The organism is Sulfurospirillum tamanense (assembly GCF_016937535.1).
GTDB classification, from domain to species: domain Bacteria; phylum Campylobacterota; class Campylobacteria; order Campylobacterales; family Campylobacteraceae; genus Sulfurospirillum_B; species Sulfurospirillum_B tamanense.
Genome location: NZ_JAFHKK010000008.1, coordinates 1 through 23,249, shown reverse-complemented (window position 1 = coordinate 23,249; position 23,249 = coordinate 1). Strand labels below are relative to the sequence as shown.

Genomic DNA, 23,249 nt, shown 5'->3' with positions numbered 1-23,249 from the left:
ATGCGAAGTCAATTGCGATTTGTTGGCGTGGGTGGACAAGGGGTTATTTTGGCAGGCGAGATTTTGGCTGCTGCAAAAATTAAAGACGGCGGGTATGGTGTCAAAGCTTCAACCTACACCTCACAAGTGCGTGGCGGGCCTACAAAGGTAGACATTTTGCTTGATGAGGGTGAGATTTTATTTCCTTATGCCAACGAGGGTGAAATTGAATTTATGCTCGCAACTGCGCAAGTAAGCTATGACCAATTTAAAGAAGGGGTAAAAAAAGGCGGCATTATTGTTGTGGAGCCAAATTTGGTAAAACCCTCTGACGAAGACCGCGAAAAATGGCGAATTTTTGAGATTCCTATCATTACGATCGCTAAAGAAGAAGTGGGTAATGTCATCACCCAGTCTGTGGTTGCCTTGGCAATTGCGTTAGAGATGACAGAGGTACTAGACCAAGAGTTGGTTAAAGAAGTAATGCTTTCAAAAGTGCCACCAAGGGTACACGAATCAAATATCAAAGCATTTGATTTGGGTATTCATTACGCCAAAAAAGCATTAGCAGCTTCTTGAGTCTTTACATGTAAAGGGGAAAATTCCCCTTTACAATTCCAAAAAGTTTTTGATTCCTGTGAAAACAATTTGTGCCGCAAGCGCTGCTAATACAAGTCCTGTAATCTTGCTCAGTACTGTTAGGCCATTTCTTCCCACTACACGCTCAATGGCACCAGAAAAATAAAGCATCACGCCAACACTTCCTACGGCCAAAATGAGTGCAAATAGTCCTTGCAATGTTTGTTGGACGCCTTCCATGCCCGCGCCCATTACTAAAAGTGCTCCAATAGTGCCTGGCCCGATGGTAATAGGGATAGCCAAAGGCACCACAGCAATGGCGCTAGCATCTTTGGGCAGTGCATCGGTTTTGGGCCCTTGGATGAGGGAAACGGCGGTGAGAAAAAGAAGCGAACCTGCACCAATGCGAAACGCATCAAGGGTGATGCCAAAAAGGTCGAAAATATAGTTTCCGAAAAAAAGCAAAATCGTACAAGTAAAAATAACCGAAGCGCTTACATGTAAAGCAAGCTTTTTCTTTGCTTCACTGCTCTCTTCTTTGGTCATGACCAAAAACATGGAAAGCACAAAAAATGGGGTCATCAAAAAGAAAAATTTGATATACACCGAAACAATAAATGACCAATCCACACACCACTCCTTGGGTAAAATTCTAAGATACGTCTTTAAAAATGGCATTATACCGCGCCTATCTTAGAAGCACCTCTTTTTCCTGTTTTTATTTTAAAGTAGCAAAAAGTATGATATACACACTTTTTTTATAAAAAGTTATGTATTTTTTGTGAGAATTCCAAAGTCTCCTTGTGCGTAGTGGGAGTTGAAAGATTGCTTTGGTATAATCAGCACATTTTAACAAGGATGGGCCATGCAGACCGATATAAAAACACTACACTTTATGCTAGAGTTGCTGGCAAAATGCGAAGATAGCCAGACCAAAACATTGCACAATCGCATTCTAAAAGCCCTTGATGAAGCTATGCTATGTGCTCGGTCACGCTTTACATGTAAACAAATCAAGACCCTCCTAAAAGCACATACAAACACAGAGATTTTGGGCCCCAATCAGGCGTTTGTTTTTTTAGTAAAGCACCGTAACCGTGTTTTGCCTGAAACCTTAAGGGCAAAAAAACAGCACCTGATTCACACCTTTCTTGGTGCAAATTTTCCAGAAAAAAAACATCTTCTTGAGGCATCGTTGCAGGCATTTGAGCAGGCACTTTCGCCCGTAGAAGAAAAAATGTACGGGTTGCTTCGCCTCTACCTCTCTTCTTTGGATGAGGCCGTGGAGTTGTTTGTTCTCTTTGATACGTCAAGGGAAGCTTCTTTTGAGGGCATGAGTACCTATGTTGCTAGCGTGCATGAAGGGCTTATTGAAGATATATTTTACAAAGAAGAGCGTGTGTTGGTAGAAGAGGGGCTAGGAAAGATGGGCCTTGTGCTTAGTGGTGTGTATTATCAACACCTTTACATGTAAAGGGGCAGGAGGCTAATTTCGCGAGTAGCCTCCAAGGATGCAAATGCGATTTTTACCTTTCTTTTTGGCGCAATACAGGGCTTTATCAGCTCGAATAAAAACAGACTCAATGGTGTCTCCCTCCTCAAATTGCGCAATGCCGTAGCTGGCGGTTTTGTAGCCAACGTGCTCAAATTCCGACTGGCTAAGGGCGGTCTTGATTTTCTCAGCCAAAATCTTCGCCCCCTTGGTGTCGGTTTCTTTGCAAATCAACAAAAACTCTTCACCTCCCCATCTGCCAAAAATATCTGTAACACGTTTTTCTTGGGTGATGATTTGTGTGAAGCGAACCAGTACGGCATCTCCGACTTTGTGCCCAAAGGTGTCGTTAACGGTTTTAAAATTATCAATGTCGATAATGATTAATGACAAATTACGCTTGTAGCGAAGAAAATACTTGTATTCATGGGAGAGTAGGTCATCTAGTTTCATACGATTATAAATACCTGTGAGTGCGTCTGTGGTAGAGAGGAGGGCAAGCTGTTGATTGTGGCGCCTTAGCTCTTGTTGGCGAAAAAGCAAATAAAAAGCAAAGAGGGCAAATACGCCTAGTATTTTTAGTAAAAGGCTGTAGTCAATTCCGCGGTCATAACGAACTGAAACCCACTTGTTTAAAATGTGTTGGTGTGCCTCTGGAGCAATAGAAGCAATAGCTTTCTCAAAAATCCCCAGTAAGTAAGGGTCATCATTGCGAACACCAATGCCAAGCGCCCATGATTCATCGAATTTTCCTGCAATCTTAAGTTGGCTAGCAAACTCTTGCTGAATGATATATCCCACGACGGGCAGGGAATCTATAAACCCAAACAACTCTTTGTCACGCACTTTTAGAAGACCCTCTTGCACATCCTTTACTTCTACAAAGAGCATTTTAGGGTATTTGACGCGTAAAATTTCCCCGTAAGAGTATCCTTTGACGATTCCGATGGGTCGATCGTGAATCGCAGAAACATCAGAAAAAAAGATTTCCTCGGGACGGGTAACAAGAACCAAGGGAATGTCCAAATAGGGTGTTGTAAAATTCATATAAAGCCTGCGCTCGGGTGTGGGCATCGCAAGCGAAAAAATATCGCATTGGCGCTTTTTTGCCTTTTCGATGGATTCAAGCCATGTGTTTGTGGGAACCATGGTGATGGGAATGCCAATTTTTTCCTCCACAAGACGCATGTAATCGCTAGACATGCCAGTATGCTTGCCATCAACACTTCCCTCCATAGGCATCCAATCAGGGTCAATGCACAGACGAATGCTTCCAAGGAGCTCTAGGTGACTCTTCTCTTCGGACGATAATTGTAAAGTAGCTGTGCTTGCATTTTGTGTATGTTGGAGCCATTTGCTACGAAGGGCGTAAAGCTCTTCTTCTGTAATAGTGCGCATTGTTTTGTTGAGAATGCGATGCAGGAGTGTAGACTCTGAAGGTAGTGCCATGTGTAGTGTGTCGTGAAGTCTTGAGTCGTCTGGAAGTTGGACGTGAAGATTGGCCAGCATAAAACGGTTCATGATATAAAAAGCAGCCACATAGTCTTCAATGGCTACATCGGCCAACCCAAAAGCAACGGCTTCAAGAGCTTCTTTAGGGGAGTTAAAAGTCAAAATATCATTTTCAGGATAGAGGCTTTGGATGTATTTGGTTTTCTCTTGCGAAAGTGCCACTTTTTTCCCCACAAGTGTTTCCGGGGAAAGAGGGGTGTTTGTTTGTGTGATAAAAGCGTAACGTATGTTTAAAATTTCATCACTTAACAATACTTGTTCTTCTTGGTTGTGTGAAAATGTTGCGGGGGTCAAGATGTCCAGATGGCCCTCATAAAACAGGTGTTCTAGTGCTTGGGATGTGTTGGTGAGAAATTGAATCTCTACTTGAAGTTTGGAAGCGAGTAGGCGTAGAAAATCAACCACATAGCCTTGGGGCTCATAGCTTGCATAAAAATTATACGGATAACGTTCTGTGTCGTTTGAAACCCTCAAAATAGGGTATTTTAAAACAAATTCACGCTCTTCTTGTGTGAGAAAATCCCCATCGGCGCTTAATGAGGGTAAAAAATAGCAAGATAAAAAAAGTATTAAGAGTAGTGCTTTCACGGATTTTCCAAGCATGGAGAGAATGATTGTTTTTACTATAGCATAGTAGGCTTAACGCTGATTAAAAGATGTACAAAAATTGCCTACTTGTAGGCATGGAAAAAAGTAAAAAGGTGTTTATTGTGCACTAATGTTGAATAGGGCACTAGGTAAATAAAACACTCCCAAGGCGTAGCATGTTTGCCCCGCAGCGAATGGCAAGTTCAAAATCCTCACTCATGCCCATGGAACAAACTTTAGCGCCATGGGGGGTGAGGGATTCGTAAAGGCGGTACGTTGTCTCGAAACTTTGTTGGATAAGCGCTACATCGTTCGTGTGTGCCCCGATGCTCATCACCCCTTTTAATACCAGATTTGGGCAAGTTTCTTTGATGGCAAGGTAGGTTTCAATGGCATGTTCGGGCATAACGCCTGCTTTAGAGTCTTCTTTTGCACTGTTGATTTGAAGTAAAACCGAAAGAGTTTTCTCCTTTACATGTAAACGTTTATTAAAGGCAACGGCCAGCTCTAGGGAGTCGCAAGAGTGTACTAGGGAAGGGGAAAGGTCAATTAAGGCATTAATTTTGTTTTTTTGAAGCCTTCCAATAAAATGCCACTCAAGGGGCAAGGTGGAAAGGGCTTGGTTTTTGCGGGCCAATTCTTGGACCTTATTTTCCCCAAAAGCGCGCTGTCCGGCTTGGTACATGGTTTCTACATGGTGGGGTTCAACGCTTTTGCTCACGGCAACAAGTTTGATGATTTGATGTTGATTGACAGCCGTTCGCACTGCCTCAATGCGTGTAAAAATTGTATCGAGCGTAGATTCATAAAAATTCATTGGTAAGCTCCCGAAAGCCGTAGGATGTCATTGACGATAGTGAAAGCCATCAGGCTCAAAAGCAACGCCCATCCTACGTAAGTCATTTTGATGTACACCGCTTCTTTGGGAGGTTTACGCATAATAATTTCATAAAGATTAAACATAATATGGCCGCCATCAAGGGCAGGGATGGGTAAAAGATTTAGGACGCCCAAATTTACCGAAATCAAAGCAGTGAGCATAAATAGTGTCACAATACCTGCATCTGCAGCACTTGAGGTAATCTGGACAATAGAAATCACGCCACCCATCTCCTTAGGAGAAATTACACCCTCGATCATTTTTTGCAAACTCTGCACAATCAATGTCGCAGCGCGCACTGTTTCATGCCACGCAAACCCAAGACTTTGTACGCCCCTAAAAGTAAGCGTCACGGTTTCGCCAGAAGGTGAGATGCCAATAAGCCGTTCCTGAATAGCCTCACCAAAAAGGGTTTGGCTTTGGCTAAGTTTTGGAGTAAGGGAGAGTAGCAAGGTTTCGTCGGCGCGTTCCACAAGGAGTGAAATAGAACCTTGGGTTTGGGTAACGATGGGCTTGATTTCATCCCATATGCGAATGGAAGTGCCGTTGATGGCAACAATGCGGTCTTTTTCCATGAGGCCCGCCGCGCTTGCCGCAGAGTCTTCGCTTACTACCCCAATCTGGGGAGCAAGCTTCAAAACACCTAAGGAGGCAATAGCAATGTAAAGCAAAAAAGCCAGTAAAAAATTAGCAAAAGGTCCCGCAAACAAAATGGCAATGCGTTGCAAGGGTGTTTTGGCCCCATAACTATCGGCGTCTAGGCTAGTGTTGGTGGGATTGCTGTCGTCTTGCCCTTTCATTTGCACATAGCCACCAAGAGGAATGGCGCTCAGGCAATACTCCGTCTCTCCCCAGCGGCGCTTAAGGATTTTTTTTCCAAAACCAATGCTAAAAACCTCCACCTTGACACCAAAAAAACGCGCAGCCAAAAAATGGCCAAGTTCATGAAAAAAAATCAAAAAAGAGAGCACCAAGAGAGAAATTAGCATGTGCCCTCCTTGGTATTTTTGGTGTATCCAATGATGTATTCAAAGCCAGAATAAAGCGTTAGTCCTACGGCAATCCAGAGGCATAGTGTCGCTAAAGGCCAATTCATAATCAACAAACCAATAGCAATCATTTGAAAGACAGTTTTAACTTTTCCTGCCATAGAGGCTGCGATATTTTTCCCCTCGCTTGCTGCCATGACGCGTAATCCTGTGATAAAAAATTCACGGGTTAAAATCAAATAGATGGCCCATGCAGAGGCGCGGTCAAGCAAAAGCAATCCCAAAAAAGCAGCCAAAATAAGCATTTTATCGGCTAGGGGGTCTAAAATAGCACCCAATTTGGTCATTTGATTCCATTCTCTTGCGATGTAACCATCGAAAAAATCTGTTGCGGCAGCGAGGACAAAAACAAAGGCTGCAAAAAAATCCAACCAGCTTGTGTGAATACCTTGGAAAAAGGTGGCGTCACGCTCTATTAAAAATACAAACATTACTGTGGCCATCACGACACGCAACAAAGCAAGAAAATTAGGAAGGTTAAGCATCATTTAAAGGTCGTTCCCCCATCAATAATAAGTGTATGCCCTGTTACCCAACTGGCTTTTTCGGAGCATAAAAACACACAAGCCCCTGCCATGTCTTCGGGTTTTCCCATACGATTTAAAGGCGAGAGTTCGGCAGTTTTGTCTTTTACTTCTTCGTAGTTGGTAAACGCACGCAGAGCGTCGGTTTCGATAGGTCCTCCGCTGATGGCATTAACGCGAATACCTTTTGAGCCAAGTTCGGTAGCTGCATAGCGTACCATAGCTTCTACCGCCGCTTTACATGTACCGTGGCCCGAATAATTTTCGATGTAGACAAGGTTGCCTGTGGAGGAGAGGGAGATAATGCTTCCACCACCTACTTTTTCCATGCGTTTGGCGGCTTCTTGGGCACCCACAACAAAAGCATTCACTGTCGCGGTAAAGATATTGTTGATACCTTTGGGTTTGAGTTTCATAAATTTGGTATATCCGCCCACAACGGCGCGCCCTGAAATAATAGCATTAGAGATGAAAAAATCTACACGGTCAAAATCTTGGTCGATAGCTTCAAAAACGCCTTTAAATTCTTCGGGATGGAGAATGTTTAAAGGGTACGCTTTGGCCTTAATGCCAAACTCTTTTTCTAATGCCTGTGCTTGTTCTTCGGCGAGTTCTGCATTGGAATTGTAGGTAAACGCAACATTGACACCTTCTTTGGCAAATGCCAACACAATAGCGCGTCCAATGCCACGGGTTCCGCCACTAATAACGAGAGTCTTTCCTTGCATGTGTTACAGTCCTTTAATATCGTATTGAGCCATTACAGTCTCAATTTTTTTCATGTTTTCTTTGCTTGGTGCACTAAGTGGCAAGCGGAACTCTAGGGTGTCGATTAAGCCAGCAATGTGCAGAGCTGCTTTGATTGGAATAGGGTTGCTTTCGCAAAAAAGTGCTTTATTGATGTTGTAGAGTTTATCATTTAGGGCCTTGGCTTTTGCGTAGTGCTCTTCAAGGGCCAAGTGAGTCAGCTGAGCAATTTGGTCAGGCAGGAGATTGGAAGTTACCGAGATAACCCCCTTGCCTCCGTTAGAAAGAAGAGGGTAGTTGATGGCGTCATCTCCACTGATGAGTGCAAGGGCTGGCTCATGAGCAAGCAAGTCCACGCAGCGTTCAATAGAGCCTGTGGCTTCTTTAACCCCGTAAATATTAGAGCACGTGTTAAAAAGTCGGTAAATAGTCTCAGGCAACAAATCCACACCTGTGCGCCCTGGAACATTGTACAAAAGTACAGGAATCTCCACAGACTCTGCGATGGCTTTGTAGTGCAAGAAAAGCCCCTCTTGCATGGGTTTGTTGTAATAAGGTGTTACTGAAAGAATACCATCGGCGCCATGCTGTTCGGCAAATTGTGCCAAACCAACAGCTTCAAAGGTGGCATTGCTACCCGCTCCTGCTAAAACACGTACGTTCGTGCCTTTACATGTATCGACGGCTATTTCGATGCACTGGCGGTGCTCGTCATGGGTGAGCGTTGCGCTTTCACCCGTTGTTCCCACAGGAACCACTACGTCAATGCCATTATTGATTTGGCGCTGGATAAGTTTGGCATACCCAACCTCGTCAAGTTTGCCATTTTTGATGGGAGTAACCAGTGCAGTCATTGCGCCAATAAGTGGGTTATTCATGTGAATCCTTTCGTAATATCACCGTAGTGGAGTATTTTGGAATAAAATAGGTGTTGGCTGCTTTCACCAACTCTTCTTTGCTTAATTTATTGATATGTTCTTCATACTCAAGTAAAGGCGCGATGTCGCCCTTGGCAAGAAAACTACCAAACAAGTTGGCAAGTCCACTTGAACTTTCTAGAGAATAAATAAAGTCTGCTTTTGTGTTGGTCTTGACCTTTTGCACGTCTTCATCACTAATTTTTCCCGTTTGAACAGCCGAAATAATGGCTAAAATCTCTGCTTCAACCGTTTCGGCTTTTACGCCAGGATTACACACGGCTAAGAATAAAAACAAACCGGGGTCTTTGTTGTCCATGCTAAAAGCATACACTTGGTTGACAAGCTTTTTTTGGTCGATGAGTCGGTCGTTTAGGTAGCTACTTTTGCCACTGCTTAAAAGTTCACTCAACGCGGAGAGTGCTACTTGGTCGGGATGCTTAAAATCAGGTATTTTATAGGCAATAGCGACCATTTCCACTTCGCTTTCTTTTTCAATCACCACACGTTTTGCGCCATCTTGGGGTGGTTCAACCTCGTGTTTTTGAGGAATGGGCGTCGTGTTTGGGATGGCTTCAAAGTGTTTTTGGGTCGCTTTAAACACTACCTCTGGGTCCACATCACCTGCCACCAAAACAATGGCGTTGGCGGGTTGGTAATAGGTTTGATGAAAGGTGCGAATGTCTTCAATCGTCCAGTTTTTAATGTCATCTTTGAAGCCAATGGGTGTCCAGTGGTAAGGATGGTAAATGTATGCGTGGTTAAACAGGCGAAAATACAAAAAACCCATCGGGGAGTTGTCGGTGCGCCATAAGCGTTCTTCCAAAACCACATCGCGCTCAGGTTGAAACTCTTCGTCTTTGAGATTTAGGTTTTGCATGAGTTCGGCAAAAAGTCCCAAAGAAGTGTCAAGGTTGCCCGTGGAGCTTTTGATGAAATAATGGGTGTAGTCAAACCCTGTAGAGGCGTTATTGACCCCGCCAAAACCTTTGACAATTTCGTCAAACTCGCCTGCGCGAAGGTTTTTGGTGGATTTAAAATTGAGGTGTTCAAGCATGTGAGCGATGCCACTTTTTCCCATGGTTTCACTTCCGCTCCCCACCTTATAAAAGATGTCAGTCGTGATGACATTGGTGCCATTGTTCATGGGGATAACAACAACTTGCAGGTTGTTTTTTAAAGTTTTAGTTTCAAAGTGCGGCAACGAATTTGCCATAAGTCCTCCTGTGAATAGTAAAGCGCCAAGCACTAAACGTCTCATCGTCTAGCGCCTATGGCTTCTTGAATATGGTGAAAGCCGTCTTGGTTCATGCGGGCTAAAATGCCCTCATTGATGCGTTTGTTTAAAGAGGGGCCTTGAAAAATAAACGCACTGTACACTTGCACTAGGCTAGCCCCTTCTAGTAGGCGCTCATACGCTTCATCAGCATCGCTGATACCACCAACACTAATAAGCACGGTTTTACCAAAAAAGGCTTCCGCAAGGGGTTTGAAAAAGGCATTGCTTTTTTGGGTCAATACGCGCCCGCTTAAGCCCCCAAAAGATTGCGCACCTTGGAGCAGGGTGTACTCTGTGGTGGTGTTTGTTGCGACAATGCCATGGGCTCCATGATTGATGGCGCATTCACATAGCTTTAGTGCCGCGTCCATCTCCATATCGGGAGAAATTTTTAGCAAAATGGGTTTAGAGGTGAGTGTTTTAGCCATAGTAAAAAGTTCGCCAATAAACGCTTCATTTTGCAGGTCACGAAGGCCTGGGGTGTTGGGCGAAGAGACGTTAATGACCATAAAATCACACAGATCTTTAAGCCCTTCGATAAGAATACGGTAATCCTCCAGAGCATTTTCGGGTGTAGTGGCTTTGTTTTTACCAATGTTAGCCCCCAAGGGTGTGGCAAAAGGGTAAAGAGATTCGAGGCGTTTTTTAACTTTAACAAGACCTTCATTGTTGAATCCCATGGCGTTTTGCACACTTTCCTTTTCAGGGTAGCGAAACAAGCGCGGTTTGGGGTTGCCAGGCTGCGCTTTGGGGGTAATGGTGCCAAACTCAATGTGTCCAAAACCAAGCGCAGTGAGGCCTTTTAGCATCGTAGCATTTTTGTCAAATCCTGCGCCCAGCCCTACGGGATTGTGAAAAGTAGTGCCCAAAAGGTTCTGATGCAATCTGGCATCACTGATAAAAAACGTCGAAGCAAAAGGTGAAAGTAGCGCGGGAGTATAGCTGCCTACTACACGCAAACCTAGTTCGACAATGTCGTGAGCAGTTTCAGGCTGAAAGCGAAACATCACTTTTTTAATCAGTTCGTACATACCATTCCTTTTACAGTTTGGCGCGATTGTAACTTAAAAAAGCTAAAAATCCGATTGAAGAAGGGGCTATCCAATGATCCGTTCCCACTGCGTTCCTTCTGATGTGTCCATGAGTTGGATTCCTTGGGTTAAAAGTGCATCACGGATAGCATCAGCTTTTGCGAAGTCTTTAGCTTTTTTGGCTTCTTGGCGGGCTTCAATGGCCTGCTGTATCTGGGTTTTTTGGCCCTGCGAAACGCCTAATTGAAAGTAACCAATAGGGCTATGCAATCCAATGCCAAGCACTTCTTCAATCCAAGTAAGGTTTGCTAACAAGGTTTGCTTGAGTACTGTGTCTTTGGGTGCTTTATCTAATGCCTCGTTGCCTTGGAGAATCATCTCATCCAAAATAGCCAAGGCTTTGGAAATGTTCAAATCATCGCTTAAGGCTTCTAGCACTTTACATGTAAAGTGTTCTTCTTTTTGGCTAGGACTTGTTCCTTGTAGCCTTTTTTTGAGGCGATACAGCTTGTCTAAGCGGCGTTTGGAAGAGAGTAGGTCGTCTTCGTTAAAGTTAAAGTCTGCACGGTAATGGCTTGAGAGCAAATAGAAACGCAAGACTTCACCGTCGTATACATGTAAAGCGTCCTTGACAAAAAAGCTGTTGCCAAGAGACTTGCTCATTTTGTCACCATTGATGGTTACAAAGCCATTGTGCATCCAGTATTTGGCAAGGTGTTGGCCTGAGGCGCAACGGGTTTGTGCAGCTTCGTTTTCGTGGTGGGGAAACAGTAAGTCGGCACCACCTGCGTGAATGTCGATTTGGTAGGGGCCTTCATGGGCGAGGTGTTCTTGAATCATGGCGGAACACTCGATGTGCCACCCTGGTCGTCCTTTGCCAAAAGGAGAATCGAAGACGGGGTCCTGGGTGGAGCGTTTCCACAGGGCGAAGTCCTTGGGATTGCGTTTGGCGCTGTTACCTTCGACACGGGCCTTAGTTTCTTCGATGTGTTGATGGCTTAGGCTTAGGTAGCCCTCGTCCTTGCTGGTGTCAAAGTAAACTCCGTCATCAAGAGTGTAAGCTGCCCCTTTGGCTAGCAGTGTTTCAATGAAGCGTATCATGCTTGGTAGGCTTTGGGTGGCTTTGGGTTCTAGTGAAGCATCCTTTACATGTAAGGCTCGCATGTCCTCTTTGTAGCGCTCTATGTAGTGGGTAGTAAGCGTCTCTAGGCTTTGGCCTGTTTGGTCCATTTTGGCAATGATTTTATCATCAATGTCGGTGAAGTTCTTGACAAAGGTGACTTTGTAGTTTAGTGCTTCAAGGGTACGCCTGAGTAGGTCAAAAGCAATGGCACTACGAGCATGGCCTAAATGGGCGTCATCGTAGACGGTGGGTCCGCAGACGTAGATGGTCGCTTCACCTGTTTTGATGGGCTCAAAAGGAACTTTTTTCTTTTGCGTTGAATCATAAATAACCACGTAAAATCTCCTTAATTATCCAAACAAGAGCGCCAGTCGCAAGCAGTACCCCTATTAGTCCTATGATATTTTGTGGGCGCATTATAGCCAAAAAGGCGCGGGTGCCATAGGCGTGAACGGTGAGTGCAAAAAGGACAACCCCGCTCAAAGAGCTTGCTAGCGCCAAGCCAGCCGCTTCTAGGGGGCCAATGAGCGCTAGTGAAAGCACAATGTTTACCATTAAGCTAAATGCAGAAATTTTAGCTGCCCTAGCTTGCATCTGGTTGGCATATAGCCACAAGGAAAAAAGGCGTGCAAGCCCAAAGGGCAAGAGTCCTACTAAATACATTTGAAGCACTAGTGCCGTATTGAGCGTCTCTTTCGCGCCAAAAGAGCCTCTTTCAAACAAAAGCCAGGTAATTTCATGGGAGAGTAAAGTCCCTCCAAGGGTTGCAGCACACAGCAAATAGCACAAAATCCAAAACCCTTTTTCAAGGAAGCGCCGGGCTTTTTCTTCACCCTCGCGTTTAAGGGCTTTGGTGATGTTGGGAAAAATGGCCACAGAAAGGGCGATGGCAAACAAGGCCAAGGGAAGCTGAAAAACGCGATTTGCATAGTAGAGGTAGCTAATGCTTCCAAAGGCTAAAAAACTGGCTAACCATGTGTCCAAAAAGGCAGAAAGTTGTGCTGTGCTTCCACCCAGGACCCCATGAAAAAAATTACGGTAAAAAGAGGGTTCGGTGGCACTTTTTTTGGGACGGCCTATGCTTCCTAAAAAGACCTTTAAAAGGCGGAATTTTTTTAGCGCAATAAGGTGTGTGAGCGCTTGTAAAAGCCCGCCGACTAGGACGCCAAAGCTGAGATTCCATGCCGCTTGATGGGGGTCTTGCGTGTTAGAGAGAAGCAAGGCACCAATCATAGCAAGGTTTAAAAGAGCCGTAGAAAAAGCGGTGGTGGCAAAGTGGCCTCGGTAATGGAGCATGGAAGCAGCAAGTGTAACGCCATAAATCAGTAAAAGGTACCAAAAATTAATACGAACGAGCGGGGCCGCCAGGGCTATGGTTGCCTCATCAAAGCCAAAGGCAATAAGCTTGGTTAACCAAGGGGCAAATACCATAACAAGCAAGGTGAGTATGAGGATAAAAAAAGAAAACCTCAAAAAGACACTCGCAGCAAACAACCCTTTTTTGGTTGCCCTGGTAAAAGCGGGAAGAAAGGCTTGTGTAAAGGCCCCTTCGGCGAAAATACGGCGAAAAAGATTAGGGAGTTTGAAGGCGACAAAAAAAATGTCACTGTAAAGATTGGCACCCAAGATGGAGGCTGTTAAAATATCACGAATGAAGCCTAAAATTCTTGACACAAGAATGCCAATACTGTTAGTAAAAAAGGAGCGAATCACCATTAGATTGAGTCCTGCTGGGGGTCTTTAAAAACAAGGCAAATGCCTAAAATAAGAGAAGTTTACCTTCTTTTAATGATTTGTATATCATAATACAAAACAGATTAAACCAATGTGAGAAAGGCGACACTGTGGGATTGTTTGACAAACTAACCAAAGGAAGTGGCGAAGAAAATAAAAAAGAAGTCACTCCTGTGACATTTTCTCCCATGATTATTGATACGCAAGATGTTGCCAAAGAACTAAAAAGTGTTGCCACTGCCAATAATGTTGAATTGGATGTTGTGGATTTTAAAATTCTAAAAATCACAACCCTTTATCGTCAAGGTGAACAAGAAGAGTGGCAAGAGGCTAGCGAAGAAGCGTTGTCTATGTTTGATGAAGATGATTTTTTTCTCAACCCTGAACTAAAGATTGAACAACACTTTAAGGTTGAAATTTTTGACCTACGAGCCCAGCAAGAACCCGTTACTGTGCTTCCCCCGCTTTCCTTGGGTGCCAATAAAAACCTTACTAAAACCGTTGTCACTATTAAAAAAAGCGTCAATATCCGTTACAGTTCTCAGTTTGAGCCTTCGCTTCTTGAGGCAATCAACAAGAAGAAAATCAAAGCAAAAATTCTTGTCGGTATTCGCGAGGGGATTATGCGCCAAGAGGTTAAAAAAATTGCCGCTTCGGTTCGCATTAATAATATCGTTGAAAAAGACAGCACCTTTGTAGTAATGGAAGGTATTGACCCTGTGTTGCCCGTCAATGATGCACTCATCGTGCATTACAAGAAAAAAGTTAATGCTGAAGACAAACAAGGCAGAGTAGATTACTCACGTAGAGGTTATCTGGAGGCTGTGGGTGAGGGCGAAGTGGTTTTGGAATACGTAAAACCTCAAGAAGGCGCACCGGGGAAAACATGTCGAGGGATTTATTTACCTGTTGGAGAACCGAAAATCACTAATCAGACAGCCATTAACGTCACTGAAAATATTATTAAAAAAGAAGACGACAAAACCATTCGCTACATTGCCAAATGCAGCGGGTACGTGAAAGAATCAGGCGGAACGTATGACATTCAAGACCAAATGGAACTTGATGAGATTAATTTTAAAACCACGGGCTCCATCGAAGCGGGGTTGGATGGAAATGTTACTATCAATATCAAAGAAACCGACGCTTTTAAGGATGCCATCGGAACAGGAATGAGCGTAGAAAGTACGGAGATTAATGTGGATGGCAATGTGGGGAGTCAGGCAAATGTTCGCGCCAGAAAGGTGCGCATTGGGGGACAAACTCACATGACATCGACGGTTTGGGCAGACACAGCTACTATTTCTGTGCATCGGGGTACTCTTGAGGCCACTGAAGCAACCATTGATCGCTTGGAGGGCGGCAAAGTGATTGCCGATGTTGTGCGTGTCAAATCGGTGATTGGTGGAGAGATTATTGCGCGACAAATCTACATTGAAAGCCTCTCTTCTAATGCCCAAATTACAACATCAGAATTGATAGAGATCCAAGAATTAAAAGGGAGTAACAATAAATTTCTTGTAGACCCCGCAAGTGCCATGACCTTTAAAGCAGAAACCGCTTCGCTAACAGAAAAGATTGAAAAAGCCCGAAAAAGCCTTGATAGCATGCCAAAACAGTTAGAAAACAAAAAAAATATCATCGATAAAAACAAGCAATCTGTCGAGATGATTAAGGCAAAAATCGAAGAGCTTAAAGCCGAAGGGCAAAAGCCACCTGCGACGTTTATGGGAAAACTCAAAGACTATCAGCAGCTAGTGAACGAGTACAACTTGATGCTCAAAGCCATGAAAGATTACAAATTTCAACTCAATGATTACAAAGAAGAACTCAACCAAATGCAGTCCAAAATCTTTTCTGCTAAAATCATCAATCACTCCCCGTGGAAAGAGTACAATGAGATTAAGTTTAGGCTTATTTCTCCTGCTATTGAGGTGGAGTACAACACTAAAAATCATGAAATCTCCAAGATGATTACACTTGTGCAAACTTCAGATGATAAATTCAAAATCAACCGTTCAAGCCAGATAGACCGATGATTGTTGCATTAGAGGGCGTTGTTGTACGCAAAGAACCTACTTATGTGCACCTTAAAACTGTTGCGGGCATCACGTATAAAGTGGCCGTTTCCCTTTACACCAGTGCTACTTTGGCAACTTCTGGCACGGTTTCATTACATACGACCCAAGTTTTTCGCGAAGATGCCCAGTTGCTTTTTGGGTTTGCTTCACTGGATGAGCAACGGATGTTTGAAACCTTGGTCAAGCTCAGTGGTATTGGCCCTTCTATCGCCATGGCAGTGTGTTCTACGCTTACGCCCAAAGGGTTTGCCGAAGCGCTAATTCATGGGAACGTGGACGCGTTTAAGATGGTGCCTGGTATCGGCCCAAAGAGTGCAAAACGCATCTTGGTAGAATTGAGCGATTTTTCATTGCACGGGGAAGAAAGTGTTGGCGTGGGGCACGAAGCCTCTTTGGCTCTTGAGAGCCTTGGGTTCAAAAAAGACCGCATTCAAAAAGTCCTCAGTACCTGCACCGCAGGGGACACGGCAGGGCTCATTAAAGAAGCACTTAAAAAATTAAGCTAAAGGAAGTGTGTGGAAGTAGGAATTGTATTTGGCGGGAAAAGTTACGAGCATGAGATTAGCATTGTCAGTGCTATTGCACTTAAAAAAGTGCTTACATGTAAACTGATTTATATTTTTTGTGACGCAAACCGTGAGTTTTATTTGATTCCAGCCGAATCCATCAACGCCAAACGTTTTTCGGATGGAAGTTACAAAAAAGACCCCAAGCTCACCCTAGAACAAGGTGGCTTTACATGTAAAGGATTGTTTGGTTCAAAAAAAATCTTTTGCGACGTGGTGCTAAACCTCATTCACGGGGCCGATGGAGAAGATGGCAAACTGGCGGGATTGTTTTCGTTTTTTGGTGTGCCTTTCATTGGACCACGCCTAGAAGCGTCGGTGCTCAGTTATAGTAAACTTTGGACGAAGCATTTGGCGGAAGCGTGCGGGGTAAAGACCTTGCCTTACGAACTACTCACGCCCCAGCAGCGTACCCCAAGCCTTGCGTATCCGCTCATTATTAAACCTTTACGTCTTGGCAGTTCCATTGGCGTGAGCGTGGTGCGTAGTGAAAAAACCCTTGAATACGCCCTAGATGTGGCTTTTGAGTACGACGACACGGTCATTGTTGAGCCCTTTGTGGAGGGGGTGAGGGAGTACAACCTTGCAGGATGTTTTACCACACAAGGTGTGGAATTTTCTATCATTGAAGCTCCGCAAAAAGGGGAATTGTTGGACTTTGATAAAAAGTATTTGGACTTTTCACGCACCGCTACGGTCTCCAAAGCCATACTTGAACCCTCTGAAGAAAAATGCCTAAAAGAAGCCTTTGAGGCTCTTTACATGCCTTTATTTCAAGGGGCGTTGATTCGATGCGATTTTTTCATGGTTAAAGGAGAGGTGGTTTTAAATGAAATCAACCCCAATCCTGGCAGTATGGCAAACTACCTTTTTCAAGACTTTGATGGCCTTGTGCACCGCTTGGCTAAGGCTCTTCCTGCGCCAAAAGAAGCCACAGTGTCGTATCAGTACATTCACTCTATTCATGCTGCTAAAGGGAAACTTTAGCACTTTTTTGAGGTGTTAGCGTATCGGCCTAACACCCTCTCCAAGTTCCCTATAAGCCCTCTCCTGCTATGATTTTACATAAAATTTTACACAAAGAAGAGCCATGGGCGCCTATTCACAAGAAGAGATGTACACAGCAACCCAAATGGTGCGCAATTTTAGCGCGATTGTCTCAGAAGTCAGTGAAGGCAAGCGCAAACGCGCCATCATTGTCAAAAACAACCGTTTTGAAGCCGTGCTTTTAAACATGCAAGAGTACGAACGTATGCAAGAAGCCGTGGAGATTTTAGAGAGAATCTACGCCAAAACCAAGCGAGCATGAGATGGCAAAACGGGCCTTACATGTAAACGGAGTGGACTATGAGATTGGGTATGAAATTCTTCACCCCGAGCAAGCGCAAACCATTGTGTTTTTGCACGGTTGGGGAGCCAATAAAGAGATTATGAAAAAAGCCTTTGGTGGCGTGTTTAAAGAGTACCAACACCTTTACATTGATTTACCAGGTTTTGGTGCGTCTTCGTTACATGTACCGTTGGTTTCTTTGGAATACGCAGCGGTTGTGAGGGCGTTTTTAGAGGCGTTACATGTAACGCCTGAGATAATGGTGGGCCACTCTTTTGGGGGTAAAGTCGCCACTTTGCTCAACCCTTCAACCTTGGTGCTTTTAAGCAGTGCAGGGATTGTGCCGCCCAAACCTTTAGGTGTGCGAGTAAAAATCGCTCTATTTAAGTTTTTAAAACGCCTAGGATTTGGGCGTTTTTACCGCCTGTTTGCCACCAAAGACGTGCAGGGCATGGCGCCGGTGATGTACGAAACCCTTAAAAAGGTGGTCAACGAAGACATGCGCGAGGTTTTTGCTGCGTACAAAGGGCGGGCGTTAGTGTGTTGGGGTGAAGAAGACAAGACTACGCCATTACAAAGCGGCGAAGAGATTGCGCGGTTGATTCCAAATGCTACGTTTTACCCTTTACAAGGGGACCATTTTTTCTTTATTTTGCATGGCGCACGCATTGAGCGCGCGTTGAAGGAGGCGTGATGATGGCGTTGGTATGGCTTGGGTTGCACCTTGTATTTGTAATGGGGCTTGGGTATTACCTTGCAACCGCACTTCAGTGGTACCACTACCGTGTTAAGCGCGTTGTTTTTCATTTTCACAAGCCCCAATGGCACGTCTTTTTTCTCATTATTCCCGTGGCGGCGTATTATGTTGCAGGTGTGTACGTGTGGTTTTACGTGATTGTGGCATTTTTTCCAATGCTCGTTTTGTGGGCACGAAAACTTGATAAACCCTTGGTGTTTACCGCGCGCGTGAAGCGGTTTTTTGCCTTTTTGTTTTTTGCGACGTTGTTTCAAGACGTGTTGTGTTTGGCCGCTGTTACGTGCGCGCAGTTTGGCGTGTTGATGCCGCTTATTGCCACGGTGGTCTTAAGTAGTGCTTACGAAAAACTCTTGTTTCAAGGGTTTTACAAAAAAGCCAAAACCAAACTCGCTGCGCGTTCTGCGTTGAAGATCGTTGCTATTACGGCAAGTTATGGAAAGACGAGCATGAAAAACTTTCTTGCGCACATTTTGGGCGAAACCTTTGTGTGCTACGCTACCCCACGCAGTGTCAATACCCTAGGTGGATTGGTGCAAGACGTGAATACCGCATTGCCTGAAAATACACAAGTGTATATCGCTGAAGCGGGAGCCAGAGAGCCTGGTGACATTTTGGAAATCACCCGCTTTTTGGAACCCCATGTGGCCCTTGTGGGAGAGATTGGGCCACAGCATATTGAGTATTTTAAAACCCTAGAAGCGGTGCGCAACACCAAAATGGAATTAGTGTATTCTCCACGCCTTGAAAAAGCCTTTGTACACCAAACCACCAACACGGCGCCCAGTGAGAGGGTGCGTGTTTTTGGTGGGGAATGTTTACATGTAGAAGCAACCCTTGAGGGAACCCGTTTTGAAGCGGTATTTGAGGGGGAAAAACGGGCGTTTGCGACCAAGCTTTTGGGTGCGTTTCATGCGACCAATCTGATTGCTTGCATCCACGTAGCGCGGCATTTTGGGCTCTCTTTTGAACATATCGCCCAACAAATCGCCTCATTGGAGCCTGTGCCCCACCGTTTGTGCCGCATGGACGCGGGCGGAAAAATCATTTTAGATGATAGCTTTAATGGAAACTTTGAAGGCATGCGCGCCTCTTATGAGCTAGTGCGTCAACACCAAGGGCGCAAAGTACTTGTTACGCCTGGCATCATTGAGAGCACCAAGGAAGAAAACATTGCCTTGGCGGAGGTGATGAACGAGGTGTTTGATGTGGTAATGGTTACGGGCCAAGTCAATGCAACCACGCTGATGGCCGTGCTAAAAAAGCCCCAAGTACACCTTTTAAAAGATAAATCCCAAATGGAGCCCTTGTTAGCAACGCACACAAGGGCAGGGGATCTTATCTTGTTTTCAAACGATGCACCTAGCTTTATTTAACTAAAACTGCTTGGGTTTGTTGGGCGATTTCAAGCTCTTCGTTGGTGGGCACCACAAGGGTTGCGACTGGAGCATTTTGCGTGTGAATGGGGGTGATAACCTTGCAACGTTGGTCGTTGGTGTTCGTGTCGATGCTAATGCCAAGGTTTCCTAGCCCTTCGCAAACTTTTGTGCGTAATCGGCTGTCGTTTTCGCCAATACCACCAGTAAAAATAAGTGCGTCCACGCGTCCAAGCACCGCGCTGTATGCACCAACGTACTTTTTAATGCGGTAAGCAAACATCTCAAAAGCAAGGGTGGCTTTTTCGTCTCCCTTGTCAATCATGAGTCCAATCTCTCGCATGTCGTTGTTGCCGCAAATCCCTTTAAGGCCACTTTGCTTGTTGAGCAAGGTGTCAAGCTCGGCAATGGTGTAGCCTTTTTCGCGGTGCAAGTAAAATAAAATCGCAGGGTCCAAATCTCCACTGCGTGTTCCCATGATAAGCCCTTCAAGAGGTGAAATTCCCATGGATGTATCCACGCTTTTGCCTCCTTGGATGGCTGTAGCACTGGTGCCATTTCCAAGGTGTAAAGAGATGGCATTAAAATTTTCGTAAGGGATATTTAAATGGGCCGCCGCACTTTTGGAGACAAAATGGTGTGAAGTGCCATGAAACCCGTAGCGTCTTACATGTAAAGACTCGTACAGTTCGTAAGGCAGGGCGTACATGTAAGCATGCTGGGGGAGGGTGCGGTGAAATGCTGTGTCGAAAACAGCTACCTGTGGCACACCTTTGCTTTGTTTGATGGCCGTCTCAATGCCCACAACATGGGCAGGATTATGCAATGGCGCCAAGGCAGAAAGCCCTCGAATGCCCTCAAGAACGGATTGGTCAATGAGTGTAGGGGTAGAAAAAAGCTCTCCTCCATGTACGACACGATGGCCGATGGCATCAAGCTCACTAAGGCTGTTCAAAAGTCCGGATTGGGCAAAAAGTGCGTTCATAGTCTCCAGTGCTTCTTCGTGGGTAGCAATAGGCTTAGAAGCGCTAAAATCCTCTTTTGCATGGGTTGTCAGTTTTGCTTGGGAGGTACTCTCGCCGATTTGTTCAACCATCCCCGAAGCCAACACTTGGCTTGCATTCATGTCGAAAAGTTGAAATTTAATGGAAGAACTTCCAGAATTAAGTACTAAAATTTTCACGCGTTATCTCCTTGGGCTTGAATGGCAGTAATGGCCACGGTGTTAACAATATCTTCTACTAAACAACCTCGACTTAGGTCATTGATGGGTTTGTTGAGGCCTTGAAGCACAGGTCCTATAGCAAGGGCACCAGAGGAGCGTTGTACGGCTTTGTAGGTGTTGTTGCCAGTGTTAAGGTCAGGGAAAATAAAGACAGTCGCTTGTCCTGCAACCTTGCTGTTGGGGAGTTTGGTTTTAGCAACTTGGGGGTCGATGGCAGCATCGTACTGAATAGGGCCTTCGACAAGAAGATCAGGGCGAAGCTCTTTGACAAGCTTGGTCGCTGTGCGTACTTTTTCCACTTCGTCTCCACTACCAGAATCTCCCGTAGAATACGAAAGCATCGCAATGCGTGGCTCTACACCAAAGGCTTTGGCTGTTTGTGCTGAAGAGATGGCAATTTGTGCTAATTCTTGAGCGTTAGGGTCTTGGTTTACCGCACAATCCCCGTAGACTAAAACGCGGGTATCAAGACACATAAAAAAGACACTTGAAACCACCGAGATGCCAGGTTTTGTTTTGATGGTTTGAAGGGCGGGGCGAATGGTGTCAGCGGTTGTGTGCACTGCACCTGAGACCATGCCATCAGCGTGTCCAAGGTAAACCATCATAGTGGCAAAATAGTTTGGACTTACCATGGCATCTTTAGCAGCAGCAAGTTTGAGGCCTTTGGCTTTTCGAAGTTCATAAAAAGCAGTGACAAATTCTTCGCTCAAGGGAGAGGTGGCGGGGTCAATGATGCGCACGCCCTTAAGGTCAAGGCCCAAGGTCATGGCTTTGTGCATGACTTCGCTTTCGTTGCCCAAAAGAACAAGGTTGACCACATCTCGACGCAAAAGAATTTCTGCAGCGCGCAAAATTCGCACGTCCTCACTTTCGGGTAAGACAATGGTCTTTTTGTTGCTCCTTGCCTTTTCAAAAAGGCTGTATTCGAACATAATGGGCGTCATTGCCGAAGAAGCTGTTGAGGTTTTAATTTTTTCTTCAATCCTTAGCTTATCTACATTGGCGTTAAAAAGCCCCATAGCAAGAGCGATTTTTCGCTTACTTTGAGGGGTGATGCGCGCGGGAACGTTGTTGACATCCATGGCGGTTTTAAAGGTATCTTTTGTGCTTGTTAAAACAGGAATGCCATTAAAATGGGTGATGCCCTGAACAAGTTCTAGAATGGCTTGTTTTGGTACAAATCCACCGGTTAGTAAAATCCCTGCGATAGTAGGGTAGACTTTGGAGTAGTTGGCCGCAATGGCTGCTAGCATGATTGCGGGGCGATCGCCAGGAACGATGACCAAATCCCCATCCTCTAAGTGGTCAAGAAAATGCTCCATGGTCATGGCGGCAACCTTACTCTGCTTGACAACCCGTCTTAAATCTTGCTCGCCTCCTAGAATCATGTCGCATTTGAGATACTTTTTAATTTCTGCAATGGTTGGGGAATCAAGTTCGGGAATTTCAGGGAGTAAAAATACGGGCTGGTCAGAATCGAGGCTCTCGTCTTTTTTGAGTGTTTCAAAAACATCTTGGCTTAGGCGATTTGCAAAGGTGGCAAAATGGGTACAGCCTTCTGTTTTGATGGTTGCAGATTCGATACGTATCTCTTCATGTACTTCTTTGAGGGTTTTTCCGTTGCCATTAAGAACCGTGACAACAGGAACACCTAGATTTTTAGCAATCTCCAAGTTGATATCAAAATCAAAAGAAGAGGTAAGAGAGGAGCTACTAAGCCCTTCGCATAAGACAAAATCGTATTGGCTTTCTAGGAGTTTGAATTTACCAATCAAAGCCTCCATGAGGTCATGGCGATTTCCGCTTGCTACCATTGTTTCTACTTCATCAACACTGAACCCAAAAGTGTCTTCATAGGATTGCTGTAAGGAAAAATACCCCAGCATAAAATCAATATCCCCATCTGTTGTCGCCCTAGTGGGGATGACGGGTCGGAAAAAAGCTACTTTTTCCATGCGGCCTTTGAGCATTTCCATAATGCCCATTGCTACGATTAAACTGCCAGCGGCTGGCTCTAGTGACGCAATGTACAGACTTTTGGTTTGCATGATTTTCCTTTTTATCATTGGGGAGCAAGGTTGGAACTCTATTTGCTTTGGTGTAATCGTAGCAGATTATTATGATAAAAAAATAATCTTTTACATGTAAACCTTTTGGAGGACATATGAAACGATATGGTGTAATTTCATTGGCAGTGTTGCCCTTGATGTTTGCCGGATGTGCAAGCCACACCGCTGATCCACGCATTGACATGACGCCCCCTGCCTATGTGGAAGAACTCCCTCCGCGCGCGCCTGTAAGTAATTTATCAAATCCGGGAAGCCTTTATGGAAGAGGGGATAATCCTCTGTTTTCTGACCGAAAAGCGATGAATACCAATGATATTGTAACCGTTGTCATCAGTGAGTCTTTGACACAAACCTCCAATGCAAGTAAAAATATTTCTAAGGAAAACACTGACAGATTGGGAGGGGGCATTG

Annotated in this window: 22 protein-coding genes; 9 read left to right on the top strand and 13 right to left on the bottom strand. The window is 44.8% G+C overall.

Going from position 1 to position 23,249, the window contains the following annotated elements; genetic code table 11:
• The gene (locus tag JWV37_RS05065) at nucleotides 1-558 is read left to right on the top strand and encodes a 2-oxoglutarate:acceptor oxidoreductase subunit OorC (protein WP_205458690.1); all 558 of its coding nucleotides are present in this window, start codon (nucleotides 1-3) and stop codon (nucleotides 556-558) included.
• A 30-nt stretch (nucleotides 559-588) separates the two neighbouring features.
• On the opposite strand, the gene JWV37_RS05060 is transcribed toward JWV37_RS05065, so the two are convergent.
• The gene (locus JWV37_RS05060; RefSeq protein ID WP_369407655.1) at nucleotides 589-1,188 is read right to left on the bottom strand and encodes a MarC family protein; all 600 of its coding nucleotides are present in this window, start codon (nucleotides 1,186-1,188) and stop codon (nucleotides 589-591) included.
• A gap of 235 nt (nucleotides 1,189-1,423) precedes the next feature.
• Here JWV37_RS05060 and JWV37_RS05055 point away from each other — a divergent pair, with 235 nt between their 5' ends.
• Nucleotides 1,424-2,032 carry a hypothetical protein gene (locus JWV37_RS05055; RefSeq protein ID WP_205458688.1) on the top strand — a complete coding sequence of 203 codons (609 nt, stop codon included), beginning with the start codon at nucleotides 1,424-1,426 and terminating at the stop codon, nucleotides 2,030-2,032.
• 12 nt (nucleotides 2,033-2,044) lie between these two features.
• Here JWV37_RS05055 and JWV37_RS05050 read toward each other — a convergent pair whose 3' ends face one another.
• The 10 genes from JWV37_RS05050 to murJ form a co-directional block, all read right to left on the bottom strand.
• On the bottom strand, nucleotides 2,045-4,150 hold the full coding sequence (locus tag JWV37_RS05050) for a transporter substrate-binding domain-containing diguanylate cyclase (protein ID WP_205458687.1): 2,106 nt from the start codon (nucleotides 4,148-4,150) through the stop codon (nucleotides 2,045-2,047).
• Between the two features lie 145 nt (nucleotides 4,151-4,295).
• Nucleotides 4,296-4,967, bottom strand: a complete 672-nt coding sequence (locus tag JWV37_RS05045) for a YggS family pyridoxal phosphate-dependent enzyme (RefSeq protein ID WP_205458686.1) — start codon at nucleotides 4,965-4,967, stop codon at nucleotides 4,296-4,298.
• On the bottom strand, nucleotides 4,964-6,019 hold the full coding sequence (gene rseP / locus JWV37_RS05040; RefSeq protein ID WP_205458685.1) for an RIP metalloprotease RseP: 1,056 nt from the start codon (nucleotides 6,017-6,019) through the stop codon (nucleotides 4,964-4,966). Before rseP ends, JWV37_RS05045 begins: the two co-directional genes overlap by 4 nt.
• Nucleotides 6,013-6,564, bottom strand: a complete 552-nt coding sequence (gene pgsA / locus JWV37_RS05035) for a CDP-diacylglycerol--glycerol-3-phosphate 3-phosphatidyltransferase (RefSeq protein ID WP_205458747.1) — start codon at nucleotides 6,562-6,564, stop codon at nucleotides 6,013-6,015. The genes rseP and pgsA overlap by 7 nt, the downstream gene beginning before the upstream one ends.
• Entirely contained in the window at nucleotides 6,564-7,331 is a 768-nt protein-coding gene (locus JWV37_RS05030) for an enoyl-ACP reductase (protein WP_205458684.1), read from the bottom strand. The genes pgsA and JWV37_RS05030 overlap by 1 nt, the downstream gene beginning before the upstream one ends.
• Before the next feature lie 3 nt (nucleotides 7,332-7,334).
• Nucleotides 7,335-8,228 carry a 4-hydroxy-tetrahydrodipicolinate synthase gene (dapA, locus tag JWV37_RS05025; protein ID WP_205458683.1) on the bottom strand — a complete coding sequence of 298 codons (894 nt, stop codon included), beginning with the start codon at nucleotides 8,226-8,228 and terminating at the stop codon, nucleotides 7,335-7,337.
• Nucleotides 8,221-9,483, bottom strand: coding sequence for a M16 family metallopeptidase (locus JWV37_RS05020; RefSeq protein ID WP_205458682.1), 1,263 nt, complete (start codon nucleotides 9,481-9,483; stop codon nucleotides 8,221-8,223). Before JWV37_RS05020 ends, dapA begins: the two co-directional genes overlap by 8 nt.
• A gap of 41 nt (nucleotides 9,484-9,524) precedes the next feature.
• The gene (locus JWV37_RS05015) at nucleotides 9,525-10,577 is read right to left on the bottom strand and encodes a quinone-dependent dihydroorotate dehydrogenase (RefSeq protein ID WP_205458681.1); all 1,053 of its coding nucleotides are present in this window, start codon (nucleotides 10,575-10,577) and stop codon (nucleotides 9,525-9,527) included.
• Nucleotides 10,578-10,643: 66 nt separating this feature from the next.
• Nucleotides 10,644-12,035, bottom strand: a complete 1,392-nt coding sequence (gene cysS / locus JWV37_RS05010; protein ID WP_205458680.1) for a cysteine--tRNA ligase — start codon at nucleotides 12,033-12,035, stop codon at nucleotides 10,644-10,646.
• On the bottom strand, nucleotides 12,022-13,416 hold the full coding sequence (gene murJ / locus JWV37_RS05005; protein ID WP_205458679.1) for a murein biosynthesis integral membrane protein MurJ: 1,395 nt from the start codon (nucleotides 13,414-13,416) through the stop codon (nucleotides 12,022-12,024). The genes cysS and murJ overlap by 14 nt, the downstream gene beginning before the upstream one ends.
• 128 nt (nucleotides 13,417-13,544) lie before the next feature.
• On the opposite strand from murJ, the gene JWV37_RS05000 reads away from it, so the two are divergent.
• The 6 genes from JWV37_RS05000 to JWV37_RS04975 all read left to right on the top strand — a co-directional run bounded on the left by JWV37_RS05000 (nucleotide 13,545) and on the right by JWV37_RS04975 (nucleotide 19,541).
• Nucleotides 13,545-15,473, top strand: a complete 1,929-nt coding sequence (locus tag JWV37_RS05000) for a flagellar assembly protein A (protein WP_205458678.1) — start codon at nucleotides 13,545-13,547, stop codon at nucleotides 15,471-15,473.
• The gene (gene ruvA, locus JWV37_RS04995; RefSeq protein WP_205458677.1) at nucleotides 15,470-16,021 is read left to right on the top strand and encodes a Holliday junction branch migration protein RuvA; all 552 of its coding nucleotides are present in this window, start codon (nucleotides 15,470-15,472) and stop codon (nucleotides 16,019-16,021) included. The genes JWV37_RS05000 and ruvA overlap by 4 nt, the downstream gene beginning before the upstream one ends.
• 9 nt (nucleotides 16,022-16,030) lie before the next feature.
• Nucleotides 16,031-17,068 carry a D-alanine--D-alanine ligase gene (locus JWV37_RS04990; protein ID WP_205458676.1) on the top strand — a complete coding sequence of 346 codons (1,038 nt, stop codon included), beginning with the start codon at nucleotides 16,031-16,033 and terminating at the stop codon, nucleotides 17,066-17,068.
• Nucleotides 17,069-17,171: 103 nt separating this feature from the next.
• On the top strand, nucleotides 17,172-17,390 hold the full coding sequence (locus JWV37_RS04985) for a type II toxin-antitoxin system prevent-host-death family antitoxin (protein WP_205458675.1): 219 nt from the start codon (nucleotides 17,172-17,174) through the stop codon (nucleotides 17,388-17,390).
• A 1-nt stretch (nucleotide 17,391) separates the two neighbouring features.
• Nucleotides 17,392-18,105: an EstV family lipase gene (gene estV, locus JWV37_RS04980; protein WP_205458674.1), complete on the top strand. Its 714-nt coding sequence runs from the start codon at nucleotides 17,392-17,394 to the stop codon at nucleotides 18,103-18,105.
• A complete protein-coding gene (locus JWV37_RS04975; RefSeq protein WP_240332032.1) occupies nucleotides 18,105-19,541 on the top strand; it encodes a Mur ligase family protein in 1,437 nt (478 codons plus the stop codon). Before estV ends, JWV37_RS04975 begins: the two co-directional genes overlap by 1 nt.
• Here JWV37_RS04975 and JWV37_RS04970 read toward each other — a convergent pair.
• Both JWV37_RS04970 and pta read right to left on the bottom strand, forming a co-directional pair.
• Nucleotides 19,534-20,724: an acetate kinase gene (locus JWV37_RS04970; RefSeq protein WP_205458673.1), complete on the bottom strand. Its 1,191-nt coding sequence runs from the start codon at nucleotides 20,722-20,724 to the stop codon at nucleotides 19,534-19,536. The two genes, JWV37_RS04975 and JWV37_RS04970, sit on opposite strands and share 8 nt — an antisense overlap.
• Nucleotides 20,721-22,817, bottom strand: a complete 2,097-nt coding sequence (gene pta, locus JWV37_RS04965) for a phosphate acetyltransferase (protein ID WP_205458672.1) — start codon at nucleotides 22,815-22,817, stop codon at nucleotides 20,721-20,723. Before pta ends, JWV37_RS04970 begins: the two co-directional genes overlap by 4 nt.
• A 116-nt stretch (nucleotides 22,818-22,933) precedes the next feature.
• On the opposite strand from pta, the gene JWV37_RS04960 reads away from it, so the two are divergent.
• Nucleotides 22,934-23,249: flagellar basal body L-ring protein FlgH (locus tag JWV37_RS04960; RefSeq protein ID WP_205458671.1), on the top strand; the 316-nt coding region annotated here is incomplete at its 3' end.

Bases quoted from the DNA above. Each gene is read 5' to 3' on its own strand.
- murJ (WP_205458679.1), bottom strand. From the start codon at position 13,416: ATGGTGATTCGCTCCTTTTTTACTAACAGTATTGGCATTCTTGTGTCA.
- JWV37_RS05065 (WP_205458690.1), top strand. From the start codon at position 1: ATGCGAAGTCAATTGCGATTTGTTGGCGTGGGTGGACAAGGGGTTATT.
- JWV37_RS05045 (WP_205458686.1), bottom strand. From the start codon at position 4,967: ATGAATTTTTATGAATCTACGCTCGATACAATTTTTACACGCATTGAG.
- JWV37_RS05030 (WP_205458684.1), bottom strand. From the start codon at position 7,331: ATGCAAGGAAAGACTCTCGTTATTAGTGGCGGAACCCGTGGCATTGGA.
- pgsA (WP_205458747.1), bottom strand. From the start codon at position 6,564: ATGCTTAACCTTCCTAATTTTCTTGCTTTGTTGCGTGTCGTGATGGCC.
- JWV37_RS04975 (WP_240332032.1), top strand. From the start codon at position 18,105: ATGATGGCGTTGGTATGGCTTGGGTTGCACCTTGTATTTGTAATGGGG.
- JWV37_RS05020 (WP_205458682.1), bottom strand. From the start codon at position 9,483: ATGGCAAATTCGTTGCCGCACTTTGAAACTAAAACTTTAAAAAACAAC.
- estV (WP_205458674.1), top strand. From the start codon at position 17,392: ATGGCAAAACGGGCCTTACATGTAAACGGAGTGGACTATGAGATTGGG.
- dapA (WP_205458683.1), bottom strand. From the start codon at position 8,228: ATGAATAACCCACTTATTGGCGCAATGACTGCACTGGTTACTCCCATC.
- JWV37_RS05015 (WP_205458681.1), bottom strand. From the start codon at position 10,577: ATGTACGAACTGATTAAAAAAGTGATGTTTCGCTTTCAGCCTGAAACT.
- ruvA (WP_205458677.1), top strand. From the start codon at position 15,470: ATGATTGTTGCATTAGAGGGCGTTGTTGTACGCAAAGAACCTACTTAT.
- JWV37_RS04985 (WP_205458675.1), top strand. From the start codon at position 17,172: ATGGGCGCCTATTCACAAGAAGAGATGTACACAGCAACCCAAATGGTG.
- rseP (WP_205458685.1), bottom strand. From the start codon at position 6,019: ATGCTAATTTCTCTCTTGGTGCTCTCTTTTTTGATTTTTTTTCATGAA.
- pta (WP_205458672.1), bottom strand. From the start codon at position 22,817: ATGCAAACCAAAAGTCTGTACATTGCGTCACTAGAGCCAGCCGCTGGC.
- JWV37_RS05055 (WP_205458688.1), top strand. From the start codon at position 1,424: ATGCAGACCGATATAAAAACACTACACTTTATGCTAGAGTTGCTGGCA.